General features: G+C 45.8%; 21 protein-coding genes. 13 read left to right on the top strand and 8 right to left on the bottom strand.

All coding sequences use genetic code 11. The features are described from left to right. Positions 1-215: 215 nt before the first annotated feature. Positions 216-1,115, top strand: coding sequence for a methylenetetrahydrofolate reductase (gene metF, locus BCU07_RS19585; RefSeq protein ID WP_009848888.1), 900 nt, complete (start codon positions 216-218; stop codon positions 1,113-1,115). Between the two features lie 124 nt (positions 1,116-1,239). Here metF and BCU07_RS19580 read toward each other — a convergent pair whose 3' ends face one another. Beyond that, a complete protein-coding gene (locus tag BCU07_RS19580) occupies positions 1,240-1,779 on the bottom strand; it encodes a PadR family transcriptional regulator (RefSeq protein ID WP_017061141.1) in 540 nt (179 codons plus the stop codon). Between the two features lie 348 nt (positions 1,780-2,127). Beyond that, on the bottom strand, positions 2,128-4,764 hold the full coding sequence (gene ppc, locus BCU07_RS19575; RefSeq protein ID WP_017071318.1) for a phosphoenolpyruvate carboxylase: 2,637 nt from the start codon (positions 4,762-4,764) through the stop codon (positions 2,128-2,130). 306 nt (positions 4,765-5,070) lie between these two features. Between ppc and BCU07_RS19570 the strand changes: the two genes are divergently transcribed. Next, on the top strand, positions 5,071-6,378 hold the full coding sequence (locus BCU07_RS19570) for an IS4 family transposase (protein WP_413286086.1): 1,308 nt from the start codon (positions 5,071-5,073) through the stop codon (positions 6,376-6,378). Between the two features lie 60 nt (positions 6,379-6,438). Here the strand turns inward: BCU07_RS19570 and argE are convergent, their stop codons facing one another. After that, entirely contained in the window at positions 6,439-7,575 is a 1,137-nt protein-coding gene (gene argE, locus BCU07_RS19565; protein WP_009848891.1) for an acetylornithine deacetylase, read from the bottom strand. Positions 7,576-7,728: 153 nt separating this feature from the next. Here argE and argC point away from each other — a divergent pair, with 153 nt between their 5' ends. The 4 genes from argC (at position 7,729) to argH (ending at position 13,081) form a co-directional block, all read left to right on the top strand. Continuing rightward, complete coding sequence (argC, locus tag BCU07_RS19560; RefSeq protein ID WP_017061139.1) at positions 7,729-8,733, top strand: N-acetyl-gamma-glutamyl-phosphate reductase; 1,005 nt, start codon at positions 7,729-7,731, stop codon at positions 8,731-8,733. Positions 8,734-8,745: 12 nt separating this feature from the next. Next, entirely contained in the window at positions 8,746-9,534 is a 789-nt protein-coding gene (gene argB, locus BCU07_RS19555) for an acetylglutamate kinase (RefSeq protein ID WP_017063686.1), read from the top strand. 113 nt (positions 9,535-9,647) lie between these two features. Further along, positions 9,648-10,859: an argininosuccinate synthase gene (locus BCU07_RS19550; protein WP_017061137.1), complete on the top strand. Its 1,212-nt coding sequence runs from the start codon at positions 9,648-9,650 to the stop codon at positions 10,857-10,859. Positions 10,860-11,206: 347 nt separating this feature from the next. Further along, the gene (gene argH, locus BCU07_RS19545) at positions 11,207-13,081 is read left to right on the top strand and encodes an argininosuccinate lyase (protein WP_017061136.1); all 1,875 of its coding nucleotides are present in this window, start codon (positions 11,207-11,209) and stop codon (positions 13,079-13,081) included. Positions 13,082-13,336: 255 nt separating this feature from the next. Here the strand turns inward: argH and BCU07_RS19540 are convergent, their stop codons facing one another. Continuing rightward, positions 13,337-13,585, bottom strand: coding sequence for a DUF3624 domain-containing protein (locus BCU07_RS19540; protein WP_029235423.1), 249 nt, complete (start codon positions 13,583-13,585; stop codon positions 13,337-13,339). 87 nt (positions 13,586-13,672) lie between these two features. Here BCU07_RS19540 and BCU07_RS19535 point away from each other — a divergent pair, with 87 nt between their 5' ends. Continuing rightward, a complete protein-coding gene (locus tag BCU07_RS19535) occupies positions 13,673-14,020 on the top strand; it encodes a RidA family protein (protein ID WP_004729674.1) in 348 nt (115 codons plus the stop codon). A 323-nt stretch (positions 14,021-14,343) separates the two neighbouring features. Here the strand turns inward: BCU07_RS19535 and BCU07_RS19530 are convergent, their stop codons facing one another. The 3 genes from BCU07_RS19530 to BCU07_RS19520 form a co-directional block, all read right to left on the bottom strand. Beyond that, positions 14,344-15,810, bottom strand: coding sequence for a dihydrolipoyl dehydrogenase (locus BCU07_RS19530; protein WP_102370803.1), 1,467 nt, complete (start codon positions 15,808-15,810; stop codon positions 14,344-14,346). Positions 15,811-16,084: 274 nt separating this feature from the next. Next, complete coding sequence (locus BCU07_RS19525) at positions 16,085-16,813, bottom strand: glutathione peroxidase (RefSeq protein WP_017061133.1); 729 nt, start codon at positions 16,811-16,813, stop codon at positions 16,085-16,087. Positions 16,814-16,857: 44 nt separating this feature from the next. Beyond that, positions 16,858-17,037 carry a hypothetical protein gene (locus BCU07_RS19520; RefSeq protein WP_017096544.1) on the bottom strand — a complete coding sequence of 60 codons (180 nt, stop codon included), beginning with the start codon at positions 17,035-17,037 and terminating at the stop codon, positions 16,858-16,860. On the opposite strand from BCU07_RS19520, the gene oxyR reads away from it, so the two are divergent. Next, positions 17,036-17,929 carry a DNA-binding transcriptional regulator OxyR gene (gene oxyR / locus BCU07_RS19515; protein ID WP_102428175.1) on the top strand — a complete coding sequence of 298 codons (894 nt, stop codon included), beginning with the start codon at positions 17,036-17,038 and terminating at the stop codon, positions 17,927-17,929. The genes BCU07_RS19520 and oxyR overlap by 2 nt on opposite strands. A gap of 111 nt (positions 17,930-18,040) precedes the next feature. Here the strand turns inward: oxyR and BCU07_RS19510 are convergent, their stop codons facing one another. Further along, on the bottom strand, positions 18,041-20,602 hold the full coding sequence (locus tag BCU07_RS19510; protein ID WP_198599051.1) for a penicillin-binding protein 1A: 2,562 nt from the start codon (positions 20,600-20,602) through the stop codon (positions 18,041-18,043). A gap of 151 nt (positions 20,603-20,753) precedes the next feature. Between BCU07_RS19510 and pilM the strand changes: the two genes are divergently transcribed. Genes pilM through BCU07_RS19485 form a run of 5 tightly spaced genes read left to right on the top strand, consistent with a single transcriptional unit; the run spans position 20,754 to position 25,225 of the window. Next, on the top strand, positions 20,754-21,779 hold the full coding sequence (gene pilM, locus BCU07_RS19505; protein ID WP_017061130.1) for a type IV pilus assembly protein PilM: 1,026 nt from the start codon (positions 20,754-20,756) through the stop codon (positions 21,777-21,779). Next, the gene (locus tag BCU07_RS19500; RefSeq protein ID WP_102428177.1) at positions 21,763-22,362 is read left to right on the top strand and encodes a PilN domain-containing protein; all 600 of its coding nucleotides are present in this window, start codon (positions 21,763-21,765) and stop codon (positions 22,360-22,362) included. The genes pilM and BCU07_RS19500 overlap by 17 nt, the downstream gene beginning before the upstream one ends. After that, complete coding sequence (locus tag BCU07_RS19495; protein ID WP_048659164.1) at positions 22,355-22,966, top strand: type 4a pilus biogenesis protein PilO; 612 nt, start codon at positions 22,355-22,357, stop codon at positions 22,964-22,966. The genes BCU07_RS19500 and BCU07_RS19495 overlap by 8 nt, the downstream gene beginning before the upstream one ends. Continuing rightward, a complete protein-coding gene (locus BCU07_RS19490; protein ID WP_017063694.1) occupies positions 22,953-23,471 on the top strand; it encodes a pilus assembly protein PilP in 519 nt (172 codons plus the stop codon). Before BCU07_RS19495 ends, BCU07_RS19490 begins: the two co-directional genes overlap by 14 nt. 35 nt (positions 23,472-23,506) lie before the next feature. Next, entirely contained in the window at positions 23,507-25,225 is a 1,719-nt protein-coding gene (locus BCU07_RS19485; RefSeq protein WP_032545762.1) for a type IV pilus secretin PilQ, read from the top strand. Positions 25,226-25,282: the final 57 nt, after the last annotated feature.

Here is a 25,282-nt window from a genome sequence, read left to right as displayed (position 1 = left end):
AAAGCACGATGTGTTTTTCAGCCTTTTTTCTACATTATTTCTGCTTTGCGACCCATCTAACGACTTGAGTTTTACTCACGATCTACTTGAGAAAAATTCATAATGGATCTGTTGACATTAAATCGTATTCAATACATTCTACAGACATATAGACGTCTAAACGTCGTTTAAGGATTTGAGTTTTTAGTGGTTGCTTTTGCCACAGGGAGAGTAAGATGGGATACACACACGCTAGTCATATCGACGCTTTAAATCAGAATATCGCTGAGCTTTCTGACAACATCAATGTGTCATTTGAGTTTTTTCCACCGAGCAGTGAGAAGATGGAAGAGACCCTGTGGAACTCTGTTCACCGCCTTAAAACACTTCAACCAAAATTTGTATCGGTAACTTACGGTGCAAACTCGGGTGAACGTGACCGTACCCACTCAATCATTAAAGAAATTAAAAACCAAACCGGCCTAGTGGCTGCACCGCACCTAACGTGTATTGATGCAAGCCGTGAAGAGCTGATTCAAATTGCCGACGATTACTGGGCAAATGGTATCGAGAGTATTGTTGCGCTACGTGGTGATATTCCAGCAGGCGGCGGCGCGCCAGATATGTACGCATCTGACCTAGTCGAGCTACTTAAATCTCGCCACGATTTTGATATCTCAGTAGCGGCATTCCCTGAGGTTCACCCTGAAGCAAAAAGCGCTCAATCTGATCTTATTAACCTAAAGCGTAAAGTCGATGCGGGTGCTAACCGTGCTATCACTCAGTTCTTCTTCGATGTTGAAAGCTACCTACGTTTCCGAGACCGCTGTGTGGCGGCTGGTGTAGATGTTGAAATTGTTCCGGGCATCCTACCGGTTTCTAACTTCAAGCAAGCGTCTCGCTTTGCTGCGATGAACAACGTAAAAGTACCGGGTTGGATGGCGAAGCAGTTTGAAGGTTTGGATGATGATCCAACGACTCGTCAGCTTGTTGGTGCTAGCCAAGCAATTGATATGGTTCGTACACTGAGCCGTGAAGGTGTGAAAGATTTCCACTTCTACACGCTAAACCGTGCAGAAATGACTTATGCACTTTGCCATACGCTAGGTGTTCGTCCGCAAGTCGCTGCGCTGTAAGAAAAGTCTAAGAAGTAAAGCCTAAGCACTTGTAAAAAGCCTCTGGCAGTAACATTTCAAATCCTATAGATACAAAAAAGGCTTGGACTCATAGAGTTCAAGCCTTTTGCTTTTCTAGCTTAACTTAAGCTAGAGCGCCAAGTTCAAGCAGTACTTCTTCAGCCCATACAATCCATGCTTCACGGATAAGTAGGTTACGACGAAGTGTTAGACGCTCAAGGCGTGCTTGCTTGTCTAGTGTCGATGGCGTTGCGTAGTAAGCTGCTTCGATTTCACGGTAGTGAGAAACCAGTTTGCGAGACTCTTCTACTAGCTCAGCAAGTTGTACACGGTAAGCGTCAGAAGGTTGTACAGCACAAGCCATTAGCTTAGCTGAGAACTCGTCACGAACGGTTGGGTGTGCAGTTGGTTGTTCAAACCATTCACCTAGCGCGCCACGGCCAGCATCAGTGATAGAGTAAACTTTACGATCAGGTTTGCCTTCTTGAGGCTCAAGCACGCAAGTTACCTGGTCGTTCTGAGCCATTTTATTTAGCTCGCGGTAAACTTGTTGATGGCTAGCTTTCCAGAAGTAACCAATGCTTGCGGAGAATTCTTTTGTGATATCGTAACCAGTAGCATCGCGTGTACTTAAAACGGTTAGAATTACGTGTGGTAATGACATGTCTGAAATCCAAATGGTAAACAGTAAACAAATACTTAAACAACAAGTGTGCTTCTAATGGCACGTTATATTGGTTATGTCTAAGTAGCACCAACTCATCGGTTGGTTATGTCACCTTACAAAGCCGTTTATCACCTAGGTTGACCAGTTTATTGGTCAAGATGCTGCAGATTATTTTTTGGAGTGTTTCCGCAGCGGAGCAGTAGTATATCTAAATAATAAGCATAAAGTAGAATACATGGACAAAATAACCCAAAAAACTGACAAAAAACTCAGTATTGCTTATTTTGTGAAATAAAAAGGTCGCACTAGGCGACCTTTTGTCTGTTGAATGGTAGGAATCACTAATTAACCAGTGTTTCGCATGCCTGCTGCAATGCCTGCAATCGTCACCATTAGCGCTTCTTCAAGCTCTGCTGGTGGTGTTTCACACTTACGAGTACGGTAAAGCAGTTCAGCTTGAAGCATGTTTAGTGGCTCAACGTAGATGTTACGTAGGCGGATTGACTCAAGTCCCCAAGGGTCGCTCTGCATTAGGTTCTCGTTGTTCTCAACATTTAGCACGGCTTTGATGTCTTTTTGCAGCTGTTCACGCAGTAACTCACCTAATGGTAATAGCTCTTCGTCAACAAGGCGTTGGTCGTAGTACTTAGCGATTTCCATGTTGCACTTCGAGTACACCATTTCCAACATACCGAGACGGGTAGAGAAGAACGGCCACTCGCGACACATCTCTTCGAGCAGGGCTTGATGGCCTTGATCTACAGAGTACTGAATCGCTTCACCAGCGCCTAACCATGCAGGCAGTACCAAACGGTTTTGGCTCCAAGAGAAGATCCATGGAATCGCACGTAGGCTTTCTACGCCGCCGTTCGGGTTACGTTTCGCAGGGCGAGAGCCAAGAGGCAGTTTACCTAGCTCCAGTTCAGGTGTCGCTTGACGGAAGTAAGGTACGAATTTCTCTTCGCCACGAACCACGTTGCGGTAAGCCTCACAAGATACTTGAGATAGCACTTCCATTAGGTCGCGCCACTCTTGTTTTGGCTCAGGTGGCGGCAGAAGGTTCGCCTCTAGAATCGCGCTTGCGTAAAGGTTGAAGCTGTTTACAGCAACGTCTGGTAAGCCAAGTTTAAAGCGGATCATTTCGCCTTGCTCTGTTACACGTAAACCGCCTTTCAAGCTCTTAGGTGGCTGAGAAAGAAGAGCAGCGTGCGCCGGAGCACCACCACGACCAACTGTACCGCCACGACCGTGGAATAGAGTCAGTTCAATGCCTTCTTCGTCGCAAACCTTAACCAGCTTGTCCATCGCATCGTATTGCGCCCAACCTGCAGACATTACGCCCGCATCTTTCGCTGAGTCAGAGTATCCAATCATCACCATTTGATGGTTTTGGATAAAGCCACGGTACAAGTCGATGCTCATTAGCTGCTTCATTACCGCTTCTGAGTTGTTCAAGTCGTCTAGCGTTTCGAACAGTGGGCACACGTCCATGCGATACGGGCAACCACACTCTTGCAGTAGTAAGTGAACAGCCAGTACATCTGATGCAGTACGAGCCATAGAAATTACGTAAGCACCGAAGGCTTCACGAGGTTGAGCAGCAATAACCTTGCAGGTGTCTAAAACCTCTTTAACCTGTTCAGATGGCTCCCAATCGCGAGGAAGAAGCGGACGCTTAGAGCTTAATTCATTGGTTAAGAAAGCAATCTTGTCTTGCTCGTTCCATTGGTCGTAGTCGCCAATGCCTAGGTAGCGAGTCAGTTCAGACAGTACATCTGAGTGACGAGTACTTTCTTGACGAACATCGAGACGAACTAGGTGTACACCGAACGCTTTTAGGCGGCGCAGAGTATCAAGCAGAGAACCGTCTGCGATTACGCCCATGCCACATTCGTGCAGCGATTGGTAACATGCGTAAAGCGGTGTCCAAAGTTGGTCGATGTTCTGTAGTGTTTCTTTCTTCGGTACTTCAGCATCATGCAGTTTTGCATCGAGCACTTCTAACGTGTTGTTCAGCAGAGTACGTAGGCTCTTTAGGATTGCTCGGTAAGCTTCATGCTCATCACCCGCTAGTTCACGAACGGCATCATTACACTTAGTCATCGATAGTTCGGTAATCAGCTCGTTTACGTCACCTAGGTAAAGGTCAGCGGCTTTCCAGCGAGATAGGCGCAGTACTTCTTTGGTGATGGTGTGCGTTACGAATGGGTTACCATCGCGATCACCGCCCATCCAAGATGAGAAGTGTACTGGGCGTGCATCGATCGGCAGGCCTTCACCAAGGTAGCCTTTTAGTCGGCCGTCCATTTCACGTAGGAAATCTGGTACAGCTTCCCAAAGTGAGTTTTCAACAACCGCAAAGCCCCATTTCGCTTCATCAAGTGGCGTGGGGCGTTGCTGACGAATCACATCTGAGTGCCAACCTTGAGCGATCAGTTGCTCTAGGCGGCGTTCGGTTTTCACGCGCTCTTTGTGTGATAGGTCGCTTAATTCTAATTTAGACAGACACTCGTTGATCTTAACTAGCTTGTTGATCATGGTGCGACGAGTGATTTCTGTTGGGTGTGCAGTCAGAACGAGTTCAATGTTCAGGTCGCGAACGGCTTGAGCCGCGTCTAGCTTGCTGATGTCATTCTGGTTTAATTTGGAAAATAGAGATTGCAGCACGTCTGGTTCACAAACATGCTCCTCACAGTGGCGAGAGATGGTGTGGTACTGCTCTGCCATGTTGGTGAGGTTGAGAAATTGGTTAAATGCACGAGCAACAGGAGTGAGTTGTTCGTTCGGCAGGTTTTTGATTTCTTCAACTAGGCTGTCACGGTCAGCTTTGTTGCCTGCGCGGGCGGATTTGGAAAGTTTACGGATAGTCTCCACTTTCTCTAAGATAACGTCACCATGTGCATCTTGGATTGTGTTACCTAGCAAGCGTCCCAGCATGCTTACGTTACTCTTGAGAGCGGCGTATTTCTCGTTCATTGTCATCCTGCCTCGTAAAAAAATTACATCCATTGTTCCTTGTTAAGTACACAATCTAGCGAAAAGTGCTGTATCTAGTCAAATAAAGCATTCTAAGTTTGCAATTATTAGTTTTCGAAATGCGGGAGAAGTAAATTTTCCAAGACTTCGGAATAAAGTGAAATTTAATTACAAGATCAGGCTTTGGCTGGGATAACAGAATAAAAGCCACCTTTTAGGGCTAATGCCGATCAGTTAAAGCCAAAGCGATCGGTTGAAGGATCCTTCAGAGCTGTCAAAATCCAAGTGTATTTAATGCACTTGGATTTTTTTATGGATGTTTCTCAAGCTCTAAACATAATTAATGATTGGAAACCTAGCAGCGTTGAGACTTTGTCTGACTTGCTTCCAATTGAACTCATCGACGAAGCCTATTCTCTTACTGATACTGTCACGATGAGAAAGAGGAAATTAACTTTAGAATCCATGGTGTGGCTGCTTGTTGGAATGGCTATCTATAACAGTAAATCCATGAAAGATTTAGTGAACCAACTTGATATTGTCGACCGTACAGGTAAAGCTTTTGTCGCACCGAGTGCGTTAACTCAACGTCGAAAGACGTTGGGTGAAGACGCAATTAAAGCGGTCTTTGAGCGAATGACTACGTCATGGTTAAACAGTGCAAAGTTACCCCAATGGAATGGATTAACGCTGCTTGGCGTCGATGGCGTTGTTTGGCGAACGCCCGATAACCCGCAAAATGAAAAGGCATTTTCTCGACAAAAAGGGACGCAATATCCGCAAGTGAGAATGGTCTGCCAAATGGAACTAAGCAGTCACATTATTACGGCCAGTGCATTTGATAATTACAATACAAACGAAATGATATTAGCTGAAAAACTGATAGAAACAACACCAAACCATAGCGTAACAATGTTCGATAAGGGGTTCTATTCTTTAGGTTTATTACATAAATGGCAAGACTCTGGCTCAGAGCGCCATTGGCTTATCCCCCTCAAGAAAAATACACAATATGACATTGTTCAATCTTTAGGGCGAAATGACAAACTTGTTCAATTACACAGTAATCCAAGAGCTAGAAAGCTATGGCCTGATTTACCAAAGTCGATAACCGCTCGACTTGTCACTCGTAAAATTAAAGGAAAAGACTACCAAATATTAACCTCCATGACGGACTCCCTGCGTTACCCATCAAAAGATATTGCAGGCCTTTATGAGCATCGTTGGGAAATAGAGCTGGGCTACCGAGAGCAAAAACAATACATGCTTGGAAACCGTCTTACGCTGCGAAGTCGTTTACCAGAGCTGGTCAAGCAGGAGTTATGGGGCATCTTGCTTACTTACAATTTAATCCGATATCAGATGGTCGAGCTCTGCTTCAATTTAAAGGGAAATTACCTTCCTTATCAACTGAGTTTTAACGGCACGTTAGCTCATGTATCAGCGTTACTTGTAGGCTTACCTTATTCAACACCAGGCGCAATACCTCGTCAGCTAAAGGGGTTCCACAACATGGCTGAAAGCTTAATACTTGAAGGGCGAAGGGAAAGGACATTCCCTAGAAGAGTTAAACCCAGACCACAACGGTATGCTAAGAACAAAAATGCCGTTCACTCTTAAGTGAACGGCATTAACCTTTTAGGGCAGCTTTTATAAAAAGTATCGCAAGGGTAGCAATAACTAGAAACAATATTTACGAATAGATTTACTCAGAACATCAATCGTTGGATCGATAAAATCGAAGCTTAGGAACTCATCTGGTTGGTGAGCTTGGTCGATAGAGCCCGGCCCCAGCACTAAGGTTGGGCAAAGTTCTTGAAGGAAAGGTGCTTCTGTACAGTAGTTCACGGTTTGTGATTCAGTTTCGCAAACTGATTCCATGCCACCGATAAATGGATGGTCATGTTGGCACTCGTAACCCGGGATAGGTTCGTGCAGTGGCGTAATCTCAATTCTGCCCGGCCATTTTGCTTCTACTTCTTTGAGTGCGCTGCGCAGCATGTTATCCAAACCATCTAAGCTGATACCCGGTAAAGGACGTACATCGTAGTGCAGCTCACAGCAACCACAGATACGGTTCGCGCTGTCGCCACCGTGAATATGGCCAAGGTTTAGAGTGGGGCTTGGAATTGCGAAACCCGGGTGGTGATACTCTTTGACTAGCTTGTCACGCAGTTGCATTAAAGCGAACAACACTTCATGCATGATCTCGATGGCGTTGACACCTAATGCAGGATCAGAAGAGTGACCTGATTTACCCGTTACTCGCACAGCGTTAGCAACATGGCCTTTATGGCCACGAATCGGCACAAGGCTGGTTGGCTCACCAATAATGCAGTAATCCGGTTTAAACGGTGCATTTTCAGTGAAATGACGCGCACCCAGCATGGTGGTCTCTTCGTCACAGGTTGCCAATACATATAGCGGCTTGGTCTGTTTGCTCCAATCCATCTTCTTTGCCGCTTCATAAACGAAAGCGAAAAAGCCTTTCATATCGGCTGTGCCTAATCCATAGAAGCGATTGTTGTGTTCTGTTAGTGCGTGAGGGTCGAAGTTCCAACGTCCTTCATCAAATGGCACTGTGTCGCTGTGTCCTGCGAGTAGCAAGCCACCTTCGCCCGATCCCATCTTAGCGACCATATTATGCTTGCCGGGTTCGACTTCCACGACTTCAACGCTAAAGCCTACGTCTTTAAACCATTGAGCCATTTTTTCGATCACTTTCTCGTTGCCATGATCCCAGCTTGGATCGGTCGAGCTAATAGAGTCTGTGGAAATTAGGCCTTTGTAGACCTCAAGAAAACTCGGTAATTGCATAATAACTTCACTTCTACTATTGACAGGAAAACCATAAGTCGGTAAAACACATATTAAATCATATTTAATGCATAAGAAATCAAATAAAGCTAAAAATTAAGTATGAATAGTCAAATTTGAAATGTAACTTACCTCAGAAATGGATGTGTTGAGATGTTGAAAACCACGATCATTGGCGCAAGCGGCTACACAGGAGCAGAACTGGCTCTAATGATAAACAGACACCCTGAGCTCACGCTATCAGGTTTATATGTCTCAGCCAATAGTGTAGACGCAGGTAAACCTATAGCGGCACTGCACGGTAAGTTAGCTGGTTTGATTGATATGCCAGTACAACCTTTAACAAATCCGGAAGAAGTAGCTAAACAGTCTGATGTGATTTTCTTAGCAACGGCACACGAGGTTAGTCACGACCTAGCGCCAATCTTTCTAGAGAACGATTGCCAAGTCTTCGACCTATCGGGAGCATTCAGAGTTAAAGGCGAAAACTTCTATCAAGAGTTTTACGGTTTTGAACATCAACACGAACAATGGCTAGACAAAGCGGCTTACGGTTTAGCGGAATGGAACGAACAAGAAATTAAAGAAGCTCAGCTTGTCGCTGTCGCGGGTTGTTACCCAACCGCATCACAACTGGCGATTAAGCCTTTGGTTGAAGCCAAGTTACTGGATGAAAACCAATGGCCAGTGATTAACGCAACCAGCGGTGTGACTGGTGCAGGCCGCAAGGCGACGATGGTCAACAGCTTCTGCGAAGTGAGCTTGCAAGCTTATGGTGTATTCAATCACCGTCATCAACCTGAAATGGCTGCACATTTAGGATGTGATGTGATTTTTACCCCGCACCTCGGCAACTTTAAGCGTGGCATTTTGGCAACCATTACCATGAAATTGGCTGAAGGCGTGACAGAACAACAGATACAAGATGCCTTCGAGCAAGCTTACCAAGGTAAACCTGCGGTGAGATTACTCGAAGAGACATTGCCAAGAATTCAAGATGTAGAGCAGACGCCTTTCTGCGACTTAGGTTGGAAGGTTCAAGGTCATCACATCATCGTTGTTTCAGCGATTGATAACTTATTAAAGGGTGCATCTAGCCAAGCGATGCAGTGTTTGAATTTACGTTATGGTTTTGCGCCATTAACTGCGTTAGTGTAAGGAAATCTAGATATGAGCCTTAATAATCAACCATTAATCATAAAGTTAGGTGGCGCTGCGCTATCTTGTGGTGAAACACTTAGCAAGTTATTTGGTGCTATCTCTGCTTACCAACAACAGGCACAACGACCAATCGTGATTGTTCACGGCGGCGGTTACCTTGTTGATGATTTGATGAATAAGTTGAACCTCGAAACCGTTAAGAAAGAAGGGCTACGTGTTACTCCTTATGATCAGATCCCTGTGATCGCTGGTGCACTAGCGGGCACGGCCAACAAACTACTTCAAGGTCAGGCAATTAAAGACGGTATCAATGCCGTTGGTTTAAGCCTAGCAGACGGTGGTTTATGCAAAGTGAGCGAACTGAACCCTGAACTGGGCGCGGTAGGAAAAGCGGAGCCGGGCGACTCAACCGTTCTGCAAGCGATTCTTAATGCGGGCGCACTGCCAATCATTAGCTCAATTGGTCTGACTGAGCAAGGCCAACTGATGAACGTCAATGCCGACCAAGCTGCGGTTGCCGTTGCGGGCGCACTTGATGCTGAACTGGTACTGCTTTCTGATGTAAGTGGTGTGTTGGATGGCAAAGGCCACCTCATTCCAAGTCTTAATCAACAGCAAGCCGATGACCTTATTGCCGGCAAAGTGATTACCGACGGCATGATCGTTAAGGTTCAAGCTGCACTAGAAGCCGCTAACGACCTTGGACGACCAATCGAAGTTGCCACTTGGCGATACCCAGAAAAGCTAACACAACTGTTTTCAGGTAAAAGCATAGGAACACAGTTTTTACCTCAGTAGGTCTCACAACGAGTCACTACTTAAAGAATTTAGACAAATTAAATAAACATATAATTATGAAGTCATTTCCAACGCTGACCGCCATGTGCAGTATGGAAACTAGGAGAAAGAAAATGAGCAAAGTTAACGTAAAGAAAGTTGTAGTAGCCTACTCTGGCGGTCTAGACACATCAGTAATCATTCCATGGTTGAAAGAGAACTATGACTGTGAAGTGGTTGCGTTTGTTGCGGATGTTGGTCAAGGCGACGAAGAGTTGATTGGTATCGAAGAGAAAGCAAAAGCTTCTGGTGCATCTGAGTGTTACATCGCAGACCTTAAAGAAGAGATGGTTGCTGACTACATCTACCCAACGCTGAAAACGGGCGCTTACTACGAAGGTAAATACCTACTAGGTACGTCGATGGCGCGTCCAATCATCGCGAAAGCACAGGTTGAAGTCGCACGTAAAGTAGGTGCAGACGCACTGTGTCACGGCTGTACTGGTAAAGGTAATGACCAAGTTCGTTTTGAAGGCGCATTTGCTGCACTAGCACCTGATCTACACGTAATTGCACCATGGCGTGAATGGGATCTAGTGAGTCGTGAAGAGTGTCTAGATTACCTGGCTGAGCGTAACATCCCTTGTACGGCTTCTCTTACTAAGATTTACTCGCGTGATGCAAACGCATGGCACATCTCAACAGAAGGCGGCGTTCTAGAAAACACATGGAATGCACCTAACGAAGATTGCTGGGCTTGGACTGTAGACCCTGAGCAAGCGCCAAACGAATCTGAAACAGTGACGCTTAAAGTTGAAAAAGGCGAAGTGGTTGCGGTTGATGGCGAAACAATGACGCCATACAACGCACTGGTTTACCTAAACGAGAAAGGTGCTAAGCACGGTGTTGGTCGTATCGATATCGTAGAGAACCGTCTTGTTGGCATGAAGTCTCGTGGTTGTTACGAAACTCCGGGTGGCACAATCATGATGGAAGCACTGCGTGCAGTAGAGCAACTGGTTCTTGATAAAGCGGCATTCGAATTCCGTGAAGAGCTCGGTGTTAAGGCTTCTCACCTTGTATACGATGGTCGTTGGTTCACTCCACTATGTAAGTCAATCCTTGCCGCGACAGAAGAGCTAGCACAAGACGTGAATGGTGAAGTGGTTATCAAGCTTTACAAAGGCCATGCAACGGTGACTCAGAAGCGTTCTGACAACAGCCTGTACTCAGAAGAGTTTGCAACCTTTGGTGAAGATGAAGTTTACGACCAAAGCCATGCTGAAGGCTTCATCCGCCTTTACTCGCTATCAAGCCGTATCCGTGCTTTGAATAGCCAAAAGTAATCCTAACAATGAGTTAGTGAGCTAGCCTTTGATGAAAGATTGAAGGTTAGTAAACAGACATTATTATGCAAAGCCCATTCACTATTGATTAGTGAGTGGGCTTTTTACTTTCTATTTGCCTAATAAATCAGCTTCGGTTTTTCCTATCGGATGGCATATAATTCGCGCTCCACGCTAAAAATAATCAATGGATTGAACTGTTGGTGAATAAATATGTGAAAATAATGAATTAATACTTTATTTTCATTTTGAATTGCCGTAAGTTTAAACCATCAGAAAAATACTGAATCTTAATCAGAATTATCATTTGCAAAAACAGTGAGCACTGTGCAATTAGGAGATACACAATGGCATTATGGGGCGGTAGATTTACCCAAGCAGCAGACACCCGGTTCAAAGATTTTAACGATTCTCTTCGTTTTGATTACCGATTGGCTGAGCAAGACATTGTGGGCTCAATTGCCTGGTCTAAAGCTCTACTGTCGGTCAACGTATTAACAGAAGAAGAGCAACAGAAGCTTGAGTTAGCGCTGAATGAGCTAAAACTTGAGGTGATGGAAGATCCTGAACAGATTCTACGTTCTGATGCAGAAGATATTCACAGCTGGGTTGAGCAGCAACTTATCGGCAAAGTCGGTGACTTGGGCAAAAAACTTCACACTGGCCGTTCTCGTAACGACCAAGTGGCGACAGACCTGAAACTATGGTGTCGTCAGCAAGGTAACCAACTGCTACTGGCATTGGATCGCCTACAAAGCCAAATGGTGAACGTTGCTTCTCAGCATCAAGAAACCGTGCTTCCTGGCTACACTCACTTACAACGTGCTCAGCCGGTAACTTTTGCTCACTGGTGCTTGGCTTACGTTGAAATGCTTGAGCGTGATTATTCACGTTTGAATGATGCGATTAAGCGTCTAGACACATGTCCGCTGGGTTCTGGTGCCCTTGCAGGAACAGCTTACCCGATGGACCGTGAAGAGTTAGCTCACAACTTAGGTTTCCGTCGTGCAACGCGCAACTCTCTAGATTCAGTATCTGACCGTGACCATGTGATGGAGCTAATGTCGATTGCTTCTATCTCTATGCTTCACCTTTCTCGTCTTGCAGAAGATATGATTTTCTACAACTCAGGTGAATCAAACTTCATCGAGTTAGCGGATACCGTGACGTCAGGTTCATCTCTGATGCCACAAAAGAAAAACCCAGATGCGCTAGAACTTATCCGTGGCAAAACTGGCCGTGTATACGGTTCATTAGCTGCGATGATGATGACAGTAAAAGCTCTGCCTTTGGCGTACAACAAAGACATGCAAGAAGATAAAGAAGGTCTGTTCGACGCTTTAGATACTTGGAATGATTGTATGGAAATGGCAGCGCTCTGTTTTGACGGCATTAAAGTGAACGGCGAACGTACACTTGAAGCGGCGAAGCAAGGTTATGCAAACTCAACTGAACTGGCTGATTACCTAGTAGCAAAAGGCATTCCTTTCCGTGAAGCTCACCATATTGTTGGTGTAACAGTAGTAGCGGCGATTGCCAAAGGCTGCGCATTAGAAGAATTAACCATCGCAGAGATGAAAGAGTTCTCTGAGGTGATTGAAGAGGATGTGTATGACATCCTGACCATTGAATCGTGTCTTGAAAAACGTAGCGCGCTAGGCGGTGTATCTCCACAGCAAGTGGCTTACGCGGTTGACCAAGCTGAGAAACGTTTATCACAGCGTGACACTTCCATCGTCAAGGTTCGTCCTGCTCGTCTGACCGATATTGAAGCGTTGGAAGGCATGGTTGCTTACTGGGCGAATATGGGTGAAAACCTACCTCGTTCTCGTAATGAACTGGTGCGTGATATTGGCTCGTTTGCGGTCGCAGAGCATCATGGTGAGGTGACAGGTTGTGCATCACTCTATGTGTATGACTCTGGCTTAGCGGAAATCCGTTCACTGGGTGTCGAAGCTGGCTGGCAAGGTCAAGGGCAGGGTACCGCAATTGTGCAGCACTTGGTTGAGAAAGCGCGACAAATGGCCATCAAGAAGGTGTTTGTGCTGACTCGTACTCCAGAGTTCTTTATGAAGCATGATTTCTTACCAACATCGAAATCTCTGCTGCCTGAGAAGGTACTGAAAGATTGTGACCAGTGTCCTCGTCAACATGCGTGTGATGAAGTGGCATTGGAAGTGAACTTGGTAGAGCAGATAATTGCTAAGGTTAATGTTGCATAAGGCATTGATTTTATAGCTCCTAAAAAAAAGATCAAAAATCTGATCTTTTTTGGGAACAAACTAAGAAAAGCCCGGTCTATTAAAGTACCACTGCTTTTTCTTAGAATTTTCTAAGAAAGCCCTAGAATCGATTGGTTCTGGGGCTTTTTTCTATCTGCTGTTCGGGAAATGACAATAGCTCGAAAATTATGATGAATTATCGGATTGTTTAGCCCTGTCTCTAATCACTACTCTTTATCCAATAAAGACTTCCAGCTAACGTTTTTTGCCCTTTAACGGTAGCACCACAAACTTCATGACCCAATGCAACGACAGCAAGCCACTGAACGCGAAAGCGGCCATCATCAACGCGATGGCATTGATGGTTTTTGGGTCTTCTCTGAAAAACAGCCACCATACTCCCCAACTCAAAATCGACAACACCATCAGCTGATTCATGCAACGCTGGCAGCGACCGAGTTTGTTACGGATTTTTTCACTTTTATTGCAATGAATGCATGTCATCTTGGGTTTGATTCGCGTTATGCTTGTTGCCCTGATAATAACACGTCACAAGATATTGGATCACGGTGACACAGAGAGAGAAAGTCGATGATTGAGCGCCAAGAAACCAAGCAACGTATGAGCCGTATTGTTAAACACAACGGTACTATCTACCTATGTGGCCAAGTTTGTGCTGATGCAACTAAAGACATCACTGAACAAACTCAAACCATGTTAGATAAAGTAGAAGCGCTACTTGAGCAAGCAGGCAGCGACAAAGAGCACATGCTGTCAGCAACGATTTACTTGAAAGACATGAAAGACTTCCAAGAAATGAACGCAGTGTGGGACGCATGGGTACCAGAAGGTCACGCTCCAGCTCGCGCATGTGTGACAGGCGACATGGCTCGCGAAGCGCTACTTGTTGAGATCTCTGTGATTGCTGCTGAGAAGTAATTGCTTAAAGCTTTTAGTGACGCAATGGCTTCAAGAGATTCCAGATACCTCGTCCCTCGGTTCTGGAATGACGAGTTTAGTTTTGGTTTAGCTGATGCGTCACTTTGATTTGCTTCAGTTTAGACGCGTTTTGAAAAGCACCGTTATTCTGGTTAGCTTCGCCTAGACGTGTATGAAAATTGCTGTCATTCCCGAGAGCGACGAAGGAGCGTAATCGGGAATCTATAGTTTACTCGTTGCCAAAAACAAAAAGGAAAGCCAATGGCTTTCCTTTTTAGTATCTAACGTTTGTTAACTGCTAATTGACTGGCGCTAGTCTGAGATTAACAGCCCGGGCCACAATCCAGACAGTGTTTCACCATCTCTGGACCTAGGTGCAGTTTCGCATTCAGGTCACGTAGCGCTGTTCGTACACCTTCTTCGATTACTGGGTGGTAGAACGGCATGTCTAGCATTTCAGAAACCGTCATCTTGTTCTGGTGTGCCCAAGCTAACAAGTGAGCCAAGTGTTCTGCGTTTGGTCCCATCATCTCAGCACCAAGGAAGCGGCCTGTACCTTGCTCGCCGTATACGTGCAGAATACCTTTGTTGCGCAGCATCACTCGAGAACGACCTTGGTTTTCGAAAGACACTTCACCCGTTGCGAAACAGCCACATGTGCCCAAGCGTGTGGTGATCTCTTTGTAGGTTTCACCAACCATCGCGATTTGCGGGTCAGAGAATACTGCCGAGATTTTAGAGCGGCGTAGGCCTGCACGAATCTCTGGGAAGCGACCTGCATTGTCACCCGCAATACGAGCTTGGTCTGCTGCTTCATGCAGTAGAGGCAGTTGGTTACTCGCATCACCAGCGATAAATATTGATGGTAGTGATGTTTGTAGCGTGTAGTGGTCTGCGATTGGCACACCACGTTCATCAAGCTCTAGAGAGGTATTCTCTAAGCCAAGCTTGTCAGTGTTAGGGCGACGACCTGTTGCTGCTAGTACGTATTCAACGACGTTAGTTTCTAATTCACCTTGTTTATTGATGAACTGGATTTCGACACGTGGCTCACCCGATTCAGTGGTAATGCGCTTCATGCTTTCGATTTTCACGTCGGCATCGAGATAGAACTCTTCATTGAAAGCTTTATCTGCATAAGCCATGATCTCTGGATCAGTTACTGGGCCAACTTGACCACCCAAACCGAACAGTTTGGTCTTCACACCTAAGCGGTGCAGTGACTGACCAAGCTCAAGACCAATAACACCAGGGCCAAATACCGCAACCGATTCTGGTAAATCATCCCAGCTGAACACGTCGTCGTTAATGATCAGGCGATCGCCAAGTTCATTCCAAACGGCAGGGTATGCAGGGCGAGAACCGGTCGCGATAACAATACGCTTAGCGGTGACAACCGTGTGGTCATCAATTTGTAGCGTGTTATCGTCTAAGAATTTTGCGTAACCAGAGATCTTGTCTTGCTCTGGGATTTCATCAACGCCTTCTAAAACAAAACCAACAAAACGGTCACGCTCAAACTTCACTCGCTCCATCACTTCACGACCGTTAATCACGATATCGCCTTGTGGGTGAACGCCAAAAGCCGGAGCTTTCTCGATTTGGTGTACGCTTTCTGCAGCTGCAATAAGCAGTTTAGATGGCATACAACCAACGCGAGCACAGGTAGTACCGTAAGGGCCGCCTTCAATCATCACGACACTGTCAGTGTGTGCTTTTGCAGCGCGGTAAGAACCTAGACCTGCCGTACCGCCCCCGATAACTGCTACATCTACATTGACTTGTTTCATAATAATTTTCTCGCAATGGCTAAATTTGGTTTGAACGAACCCCTCCAACTCTGATGATTTTTTGAGAGTCAGGATTGCGGGTCAGTTTTGTGATTCTGTTTTATTAGGTTTAGCTTGTGACTCTGCTTTTATTGCTAACTATAGGTTAGTAAAAGACAGGCGAGTCACCAGCTATATTCTTTTTCCCAAAACTCAGATAAGAGTGTTTGGAATAGCTAACCCACAAGAGGGTGGGTTAGCTGATACTTCTAAGCCTATATCGGCGATGAAGCGATTAGCCTAGGAAAGTTTCTAGTTCTTCACTACCACCGATGTGTTTGCCACCGATGAATACTTGAGGAACGGTAGTGCGACCAGAGATTGCACGTAGGCTTACTGTTGTTGCATCTTTACCTAGAACCACTTCTTCGTAGTTCAGACCTTTGTCGATTAGGTTCTGTTTTGCTTTCATACAGAAAGGACAGCCTGGCTTAGTGAATACTGTGATTGACTCTTGCTCTTTGTGCTCAGGAGCAAGGTAGTTAAGCATAGTATCTGCATCAGAAACCTTGAACGGGTCGCCTGGTACGTCTTCTTCGATGAACATTTTTTCTACCACGCCGTTTTTAACCAGCATGCTGTAACGCCATGAACGTTTGCCGAAGCCGATGTCGTTTTTCTCAACTAGCATACCCATGCCGTCTGTGAAATCACCGTTACCATCTGGGATGAATGTGATGTTTTCCGCTTCTTGGTCTGCTTTCCAAGCGTTCATTACGAATGTGTCGTTTACTGAAACACACAGAATGTCATCAACACCGTTTTCTTTGAATACAGAGTGTAGCTCGTTGTAACGAGGTAGGTGGCTTGACGAACATGTTGGCGTAAACGCACCTGGTAGGCTGAATACGATAACTGTCTTGTCTTTGAATAGCTCTTCAGTAGTTACGTTAACCCATGCATCACCTTGGCGAGTTGGGAATGTTACTTGAGGGATTGATTGACCTTCTTTAGATGCAAACATATTGATTTCCTTAAATAGTATTTTTAATTTTGTTCTATCAGAGCTTAACGTTTTTCTTCGCTCTGTTTCGTTTCGTTGAGCCCATTATTAGATAAATCCTTTGATAGCTCTAATCGTTTGATGTTATGGTTTTGATAGGTAAATTCTATCAAGAGCATTTTTCTTTTAAATGTTTCTATTAGAACCCTTGTTCTTATTAAAACCTGAGGTAAGAGACTGATCATGAACATTCGTGACTTTGAATACTTGGTGGCGCTCGCAGAGCATAAACACTTCCGAAAAGCGGCAGAAGCGTGCTTTGTCAGTCAGCCGACACTAAGCGGTCAAATACGCAAACTCGAAGATGAAATTGGACTTCAGTTAACCGAGCGTAGTCCAAGGAAGGTGATATTTACAGAATCAGGGTTACAACTTGTTGAACAAGCCAAGCGTATTCTCAATGAAGTGAAAACTTTTAAAGATATGGCGAGTGGACACGGTGAAGCGATGACGGGGCCAATGCACATTGGTTTTATTCCAACCGTGGGTCCTTACATCTTGCCTAAGATTGTTCCTCATCTTAAAGAGAGCTTCCCAGATCTTGAGCTTTACCTGCATGAAGCTCAGACCCATCAGTTAGTGAGCCAACTTGAAGATGGCAAGCTTGATTGCTTAGTACTGGCTGCGGTTGATGAAACGTCGGTGTTCAAAGAGATCGATGTGTATGACGAGCCGTTAAGTGTTGCCGTTCCATGTGACCACGAGTGGGCTCAGCAAGACACTGTCGATATGCTGCAGCTAAATGGACAAACCGTACTTGCGCTAGGTGACGGTCACTGTTTGAGAGACCAAGCCTTGGGCTTCTGTTTTGCTGCGGGCGCCAAAGATGATGAGCGCTTTAAGGCAACCAGCTTAGAAACGCTGCGTAACATGGTCGCGGCGGGGGCGGGGATTACCTTGCTTCCTCAGCTATCGGTGCCGAAAGAGAAGCAGAAAGACGGTGTGTGTTACGTACCTGCTGTGAATCCAACACCTTCACGTCGCATTGTTGTTGCCTACCGTCCGGGCTCTCCATTGAAGGGACGTTTCGAGCAATTGGCTGAGACGATTCGAACTCAACTGGAGAAGACGGCTTAGCGCTTGAATTTAGAGCCTAGTCTGGTCAGATATAGATATATAAAAAGGGTTGATATGAATTCATATCAACCCTTTTTGTTGGTTCATGTTACTAGGTTCTACAAACCCTAGTTAGAACAGTTCTTCTACTGCTTCACCTGATGAGGTTGAGTAGATGTCATCATTGAAACGCTCAGTGATGTACTCGGTTGGCTCTGTGCCTTTCTCGAAGTACTCGAACATTGATGAGCTATCGAACTTGTTGGTCAGTAAGCCAGTTTCACGGTCGATTCGAACACGGACGATGTTCTCCGGAATTTCTTTACGCTCAGCAGGAACACCCGCTAACGCCGTACCCATAAAATCAACCCATGCAGGTTCTGCTGTTTTCGCGCCAGCTTCTGCACCAGTAATCTGATTTTTACCAAGGTTCGAGTTCGCTTTAGTACGGCCTAGGTTTCGGTTGTGGTTATCAAAACCAACCCATACCGTAGCCACCATGCCAGGGCCGTAGCCGCTGTACCAAGTATCTTTAGAATCGTTGGTGGTACCCGTTTTTCCGCCAATGTCACGACGCTTCAACGGTTGTGCACGCCAACCAGTACCGTTCCAACCAGTGCCAGCGCTCCAATCACCGCCACCCCAGATGTTGCTGTACATCATTTCACGAACAAGGAATGCGTTCTGTTCAGAGATAACTTGAGGTGCGTATTGTACTTTGGCATCCACATCTTGCTCTGCAAACTCATCAGCCATTGGGTCTGAGGTCATTTGCTGTTGGCAATCGTCTTTACAAACCACTTTTGGTGTCGCTTCAAATTCAGTCTCACCAAATGGTGTCTCAATGCGGCTGATGTAGAAAGGTTCAACGTAGTAGCCGCCATTAGCGAATACTGAGTAACCTTGAGCTACTTTCATTGGCGTTAAGCTACCCGCACCCAGAGCAATGGTTTCAGAGCGCGGAACTTCATCAATATCAAAGCCAAATCGAGTTAGGTAGTTACGAGTATCATCTAGACCTACTTCGCGCAGTACACGTACCGCCATTACGTTTTTAGACTGAGCTAAGCCAATACGTAAACGAGTTGGACCCACGTAAGTCGGTGGCGAGTTCTTTGGTCGCCATGCGGTACCTTGGCTCTTATCCCATTGGTTAATCGGTGCATCGTTGATCAGTGAGGCTAGCGTTAAGCCTTTCTCAATCGCTGCTGAGTAGATAAAGGGTTTGATACCAGAACCCACCTGACGAATAGATTGCGTTGCACGGTTGAACTTGTTGTGGATAAAGTTAAAGCCACCGACCATCGACAATACCGCGCCGTTGTTCGGGTTCATTGCAACAAATGCTGTGTTCGCATTCGGTACTTGGCTTAGTCGCCATACAATCGGTGTTTCTGATTCTGCAGTCGCTGACTCTTCTGTCGGCTCTTCAGAGACTTCATCGCCGGTAACGGCTTCATGGCGAACCCAGATTTGTTCACCAACCGCCAGAATTTCTTTCGCTTGAGAAGGCGCTGGTCCTTGGCGGTTATCCGTTAGGAATTTACGCGCCCAGTTCATGCCTTGCCATTCGATAGTGCCTTCACCTTGGTTCTTAACCCAAATTTGAGCACTTTTCGAATCAACCGCGGTAACAACAGCAGGGACTAGGTCACCATAGGTTGGTTGAGACTTAAGGTGTTTAACGATTTGTTCTTGATCCCACGCTGATTGCGCAGTCTGCCACAATACTTTTTCAGCACCACGGTAGCCGTGACGCTCATCGTAGCCAAGTAGGTTCTTAATTGCGGCTTGGTTCGCTGCTTTTTGCAGTTTCGAATCAACGGTCGTGTAGACCTTCATGCCTGATGTATAAGCTTCTTCACCATAGCGTTCCACCATCCAAGCACGTGCAACTTCAGCAACATATGGCGCGCTCAGTTCGATCTCTGCACCGTGGTATTTCGAGATAAGCTCTTCGCTACGAGCGTCATCGAACTCTGCTTGAGTGATGTATTTCTCGTCTAACATACGACGCAATACAACGTTACGACGGTTAGTCGCGCGCTCAACAGAGTAAATAGGGTTCATTGTCGAAGGTGCTTTTGGCATACCCGCAAGGGTCGCAATTTCACTCAGCGTGAGATCAGGAAGATCTTTACCGAAGTAAACACGTGCTGCCGCGCCAAAACCATACGAACGGTGACCAAGGAAGATCTTGTTGACGTAAAGCTCCATGATCTCTTCTTTACTAAGAAGTTGCTCAATGTGGATCGCAATGAAGATCTCTTTGATCTTACGCATAATCTTTTTCTCATTAGATAAGAAGAAGTTACGCGCAAGCTGCTGAGTAATGGTACTAGCACCTTGTTTGGCTGAACCCGACATTGCAACCACGAGTGCTGCACGTGTGATACCGATTGGGTCAATACCTGGGTGTTCATAGAAACGGCTATCTTCGGTGGCAATCAGAGCCTCAACTAAGTGGCGAGGAATCTCGTCATAAGTGACTGGATTACGACGCTTTTCACCAAATTGAGAGATCAGCTTACCGTCTTGACTGAAGACTTGCATCGGCGTTTGGAGTTCTACGTCGCGCAAAGTGGCAACATCAGGCAACTCTGGTTTTACGTAAAAATAAAACCCGAAAATTGTACTGACTCCAAGAATCATGCAAATCAATGTAAATATGAATAATCGCTTTATGAACTTCACCGGATAATCCCTGATTAGTTAAGGCTGATAAGCAGCAAACCCTTGTACTCTAGGCTAAAAACTTAGCTTTCGTTTATTAACGCTTATTTAACTAATAATCACAACCCCTAGATAATCAACGAAATGCTTGGCACTTCAGGAGCTAGGTCACATGGGTTCATCATTAATTACAGGTATAGATATAAATCATCACAGCATCAAAGCCGTGGTACTAAAACCCGTGGGGGAGTTGTATGCCCTAGTGGGATACAAAGAGCTGCCGATTTCGGACGACATTTTTACAGCTAACCATACTTTGGAGTATCAGAAAACTGTTAAGAAACTTAAAGAACTTAGGAAAGGACTGCCTTTTGGCTGTCGCAACGTCGCCATTTCGGTACCTGATAACACGGTGATCAGCAAAGTACTGCAAATAGAGAGTGAGTTAGAAGACAGAGAAAAAGAGTTTTCTATCTATCAAACCTTCGCCCATCAATCTCCCTTTCCTATCGAGGAGCTGAGTTTAGATTTTGTAAAGCTGGAAGACAAACGATTTGGTAAAGGTTCGACAAGCAGTTATCAGGTATACGCCACTCGTAAAGAAGTTGTGGATAGCCGAGCGGATGCATTAACCAAGGCTGGCTTCAAACCTGTGGTGGTGGATACACAGGCGCATGGGCTACTTAATATCTGGCAATTGGCCTCGCGCCTGTATCCCGATAAGAAAAACTGGTTGCTAGTGGATGTTGGAATCGACCAAACCTCGCTAGGGGTTATCCCGCAGAATTCGGCGCCTTTCTATAAAGACATCGCCTTTGGCACTCAAGATCTTCGCAGCTCAGATGACCCGAGTGATATCGAGAGCGTGTTCGGTACTATGGAAGAGACACATCAATTCATTGTTAACCTGATTGAGAAGCTCAAGCGTCAATTGCAGCTCTATTCATCGGGAAATGCGCAGCAACCTATCTCAGGGATTTGGTTGATGGGCGAGGGCGCCAGCATCCCTATGGTAACCGAAGAGCTAGAACGCCATTTTCAGTTGAGCTGCGAGTCATTGAATCCTTTGTCTTTATTTGAGAATAAGGTCGCCAAGAGACGCCGACTGCCGATTGACTGGCAACACTTTGGTATCGCGGCGGGTATGGCGATGAGTGGGCTCAAGTGGCAGGGAGAGAAGCATGTTGCATCAAATTAACCTGCTGCCGTGGCGTGATGAGATTCGTGCTCAGCACAAGAAGCGTTTTATCCATCTGGTCATTCTTGGCGTCATCATTGCGCTTATAGGGCAATGGGCGGTTGGTCACTATTTTCACGATCAACAAGCCAAGCAGCAAGCTCGCCTCAATTACCTCAATCAGTACATTGCTGAGCTCGACCGACAAATTCAGTCGTTAAAAGTCGCAGAGCAAGAACACAAAGCCATTCTGACTCGACTTGATGTGGTTGAGTCGCTGCAGCTTGGCCGTAATAAGACCACCGACTTCATGAACTTGATGCCGGAGCTGATTCCAGAGGGCGTGTATGTCGACAAGATAAAGATGAATGGTCAGGAGATTGAGATGTCGGGCATCAGTGACAGCACTGCTCGTCTCGCGACTATGTTGGACAACTTAGAGCGCTCAGATTCCCTGGAAGGGGTCGAGATGCACTCTATCGTTCATAACCGCAAGCGCTTCAATAAAGAGTTTCAGACCTTCAAGGTCTCTTTTGTGTTTAGCCCTGTCTCTTTAGAAAACACAACCGCGAGCAGAAAAGAGAAGGAGGCACATCATGGCTAACCTTCAAAATAGGATGAGCTTGCAAGATCTCGATGTTGATGAGATCACCGAATGGCCATTGCTGCCTCAGCTTCTCGTGATTCTGGTGTTGATAGTGTTAATCCAAGGTGTAGGCACTTGGCTTTATGTGTTGCCACTCGACGATGAACTGCAACAGATGAAGCAACAAGAACAAACCTTAAAGACGACCTTGCGAATAAAGGCCAACAAGGTTGCAGCCTTGCCTAAATTGCAGAGTCAGCTGGATGAACTAACCAGTCGCTACGATTACCTGTTAGAGCAGCTGCCTGTTCAAAAAGAGCTAGCAAGTATGTTGGCGTCTGTGAATGAACTCGGCTTGGATAATTCGCTGACCTTTACTCGAATCGATTGGGGACAAAAACAGAACAAGGAGTTTCTCTATCGTTTACCGCTCAATATCGAGCTGACGGGTGACTACCATGAGATTGGTGACTTTTCGGCTGCCATCGCTAAGCTGCCGCGCATCATTAGCTTTGATGATGTGAACTGGCAGCGAGTTAGCCAAGAAAGTAGCACTCTGCACTTTAGGGTTCGAGCTTATACCTACCAGTTTAAATCGGAGGTTAATGATGAAACCCAATAGCGCGTTTTACTCAATCGTATTGATGCTTGCGTTGTCAGGCTGCAAAGCTAATCAAGACTCACTGCAAGATTTTGTGGCGCAGGTTGAAGCCAAGGCGAGAAAAGATGTCGAGCAACTTGTCCCAGCAACTGAATTCACGGCGGCGACTTATCAGCGCCGATCTTTGCGTCCTCCCTTTGAACTGCCTAAAGAAGCCATTGTGCAAAACCAACCCTTGGTTAAGAAAGACTGTTGGCAACCCAGCGCCCGTTCTCGTAATGGCAAGTTAGAGAAGTACCCGCTGAGTAAGCTTCGTTTAAGAGGCGTGATGGGCAGTGGCTCAAGCGTGTTTGGCTTAGTGCAAACACCCAAAGGCAACGTGGTAAACGTCAAGAAAGGCCAGTTTATCGGCTTAAACAATGGCCGAGTTACTAAGGTGACGAGCCAATACGTTCAGATTAATGAAACTCTTCCAGATGGCTTAGGTTGTTGGCATAAGCGCAACGTTAGGCTGGCTCTGAAGTAAACCAATGTCACATGATGTGGATATGAGATGTAAATATGATTAAAGGAATAAGTGGATTAGTGAGCAAGGCTCTACAAGGTTTTGCTGTGTCTGTGATGTTGGTTGTTAGCGTGCTCAGCCATGCCGAGAGCTTACCGAACAAATTGGAGAATATTGATTTTAGGGTCAATAAGGATAAAGACGCCGTCATCATTATTGAGCTGGCGACCAGCACAGCAGTGGTGGATGTTCAACGAGCTCAGGAAGGGTTAAGTATCGAGCTAATCAATACTCAAGTTGATGATGACAAGCTCTACCTGCTGGATGTGAAGGATTTCGCTACCTTGGTTGAAGGCATTGAAGTCTATAAAGAGACACCAAGCACTCGGCTTCTAGCGACGATTAGCAATGACTATCAGTATGAATACAACCTAAAGGGGCGCTTTATTGAGGTGGTGATCAGCAAACCGGTGCTCGATGAAGCGACCAAAGAAAAAAGCGTTCTAGAGAAAGAGGGCAAGCTGATATCGATTAACTTCCAGGATATCCCGGTACGAAATGTCCTGCAACTGATTGCCGATTACAACGACTTCAATCTCGTGGTGTCTGATTCGGTAGCCGGAAACCTGACGTTACGCTTAGATGGCGTACCTTGGCAGCAAGTTCTCGACATTATCTTGCAAGTTAAAGGCTTGGATAAGCGTGTTGATGGCAATGTTATCTTGGTCGCGCCGAAAGCGGAGCTCGACCTTCGAGAGCAACAAGCGTTAGAGAAATCGCGCTTAGAAGAGGAGTTAGGGGAGCTTAAATCGGAAATCATCAAGATTAACTTTGCTAAAGCCACCGACATCGCTGACATGATTGGAGGTGAAGGTGCGGTCAGCATGTTGTCCGATCGTGGTTCGATTACCATTGATGAGCGCACCAACTCACTGCTCATTCGTGAATTGGAAGAAAACATTGCCGTGATCCGAGGCATCATTGAATCGTTAGACATTCCCGTGAAGCAGGTACAGATAGAGGCACGTATTGTCACGGTTACTGAGGGTAATCTTGATGAGCTTGGCGTGCGCTGGGGCGTTTCCTCAACCAACGGAAGCTTCACCGTTGGTGGCTCAATCGAAGGTAACCACCCATCAGCGATTACGCCGTATGACGACGATAGCGGCAGCAGCGTGATTGATGACTATCTCAACGTCAATTTAGGGGCAACATCGCCGAACGCCTCGAGTATTGCGTTTCAGGTGGCCAAACTGGGTTCAGATACCTTACTCGATCTTGAACTGTCGGCACTGCAACAAGAGTCAAAAGCTGAAATCATTTCTAGTCCACGCTTAATCACCACCAATAAAAAGCCGGCTTATATTGAGCAAGGTACTGAAATTCCTTACTTAGAGTCATCTTCAAGTGGCGCTACGTCGGTTGCATTTAAGAAAGCCGTGTTGAGTCTTAAGGTGACACCGCAGATCACGCCCGATAATCGTTTGGTATTGGATTTGAGCGTGACTCAAGATAGGCCAGGGCAAGTGGTAAAAACTGGAACCGGTGAAGCGGTCGCCATTGATACGCAAAGAATAGGTACGCAAGTGCTTGTTAATAATGGTGAAACTGTCGTGCTTGGCGGGATATTTCAGCACAGCGTGAGCAGTACAGTGGATAAAGTTCCTCTGTTGGGGGACCTGCCAGTTTTGGGCGCATTGTTCCGTCGCAGCTATGAAAATGTGGGTAAAAGTGAACTACTTATTTTTGTCACACCCAAAGTTGTGATTCAGTAATGAACAATTAGATTAAAAATAAAGTTGCATTAGTGGCACCTAACCTTGATAATTTCG

The sequence above is a fragment of the Vibrio sp. 10N.261.54.E10 genome (assembly GCF_002877735.2).
Taxonomy (GTDB): domain Bacteria; phylum Pseudomonadota; class Gammaproteobacteria; order Enterobacterales; family Vibrionaceae; genus Vibrio; species Vibrio crassostreae_C.
The sequence above is the reverse complement of the archived record's forward strand: the minus strand, read 5'-3'. Positions and strand labels throughout refer to the sequence as shown.

Coding starts and splice junctions, on each gene's coding strand:
- BCU07_RS19520 (WP_017096544.1), bottom strand. CDS start 17,037: ATGATCAGTCTCTTACCTCAGGTTTTAATAAGAACAAGGGTTCTAATA.
- argH (WP_017061136.1), top strand. CDS start 11,207: ATGGCATTATGGGGCGGTAGATTTACCCAAGCAGCAGACACCCGGTTC.
- BCU07_RS19500 (WP_102428177.1), top strand. CDS start 21,763: ATGTTGCATCAAATTAACCTGCTGCCGTGGCGTGATGAGATTCGTGCT.
- BCU07_RS19530 (WP_102370803.1), bottom strand. CDS start 15,810: ATGAAACAAGTCAATGTAGATGTAGCAGTTATCGGGGGCGGTACGGCA.
- BCU07_RS19550 (WP_017061137.1), top strand. CDS start 9,648: ATGAGCAAAGTTAACGTAAAGAAAGTTGTAGTAGCCTACTCTGGCGGT.
- argE (WP_009848891.1), bottom strand. CDS start 7,575: ATGCAATTACCGAGTTTTCTTGAGGTCTACAAAGGCCTAATTTCCACA.
- ppc (WP_017071318.1), bottom strand. CDS start 4,764: ATGACAATGAACGAGAAATACGCCGCTCTCAAGAGTAACGTAAGCATG.
- BCU07_RS19490 (WP_017063694.1), top strand. CDS start 22,953: ATGAAACCCAATAGCGCGTTTTACTCAATCGTATTGATGCTTGCGTTG.
- BCU07_RS19535 (WP_004729674.1), top strand. CDS start 13,673: ATGATTGAGCGCCAAGAAACCAAGCAACGTATGAGCCGTATTGTTAAA.
- oxyR (WP_102428175.1), top strand. CDS start 17,036: ATGAACATTCGTGACTTTGAATACTTGGTGGCGCTCGCAGAGCATAAA.
- BCU07_RS19495 (WP_048659164.1), top strand. CDS start 22,355: ATGGCTAACCTTCAAAATAGGATGAGCTTGCAAGATCTCGATGTTGAT.
- BCU07_RS19540 (WP_029235423.1), bottom strand. CDS start 13,585: ATGACATGCATTCATTGCAATAAAAGTGAAAAAATCCGTAACAAACTC.
- BCU07_RS19485 (WP_032545762.1), top strand. CDS start 23,507: ATGATTAAAGGAATAAGTGGATTAGTGAGCAAGGCTCTACAAGGTTTT.
- pilM (WP_017061130.1), top strand. CDS start 20,754: ATGGGTTCATCATTAATTACAGGTATAGATATAAATCATCACAGCATC.
- argC (WP_017061139.1), top strand. CDS start 7,729: ATGTTGAAAACCACGATCATTGGCGCAAGCGGCTACACAGGAGCAGAA.
- BCU07_RS19580 (WP_017061141.1), bottom strand. CDS start 1,779: ATGTCATTACCACACGTAATTCTAACCGTTTTAAGTACACGCGATGCT.
- argB (WP_017063686.1), top strand. CDS start 8,746: ATGAGCCTTAATAATCAACCATTAATCATAAAGTTAGGTGGCGCTGCG.
- BCU07_RS19525 (WP_017061133.1), bottom strand. CDS start 16,813: ATGTTTGCATCTAAAGAAGGTCAATCAATCCCTCAAGTAACATTCCCA.
- BCU07_RS19570 (WP_413286086.1), top strand. CDS start 5,071: ATGGATGTTTCTCAAGCTCTAAACATAATTAATGATTGGAAACCTAGC.
- metF (WP_009848888.1), top strand. CDS start 216: ATGGGATACACACACGCTAGTCATATCGACGCTTTAAATCAGAATATC.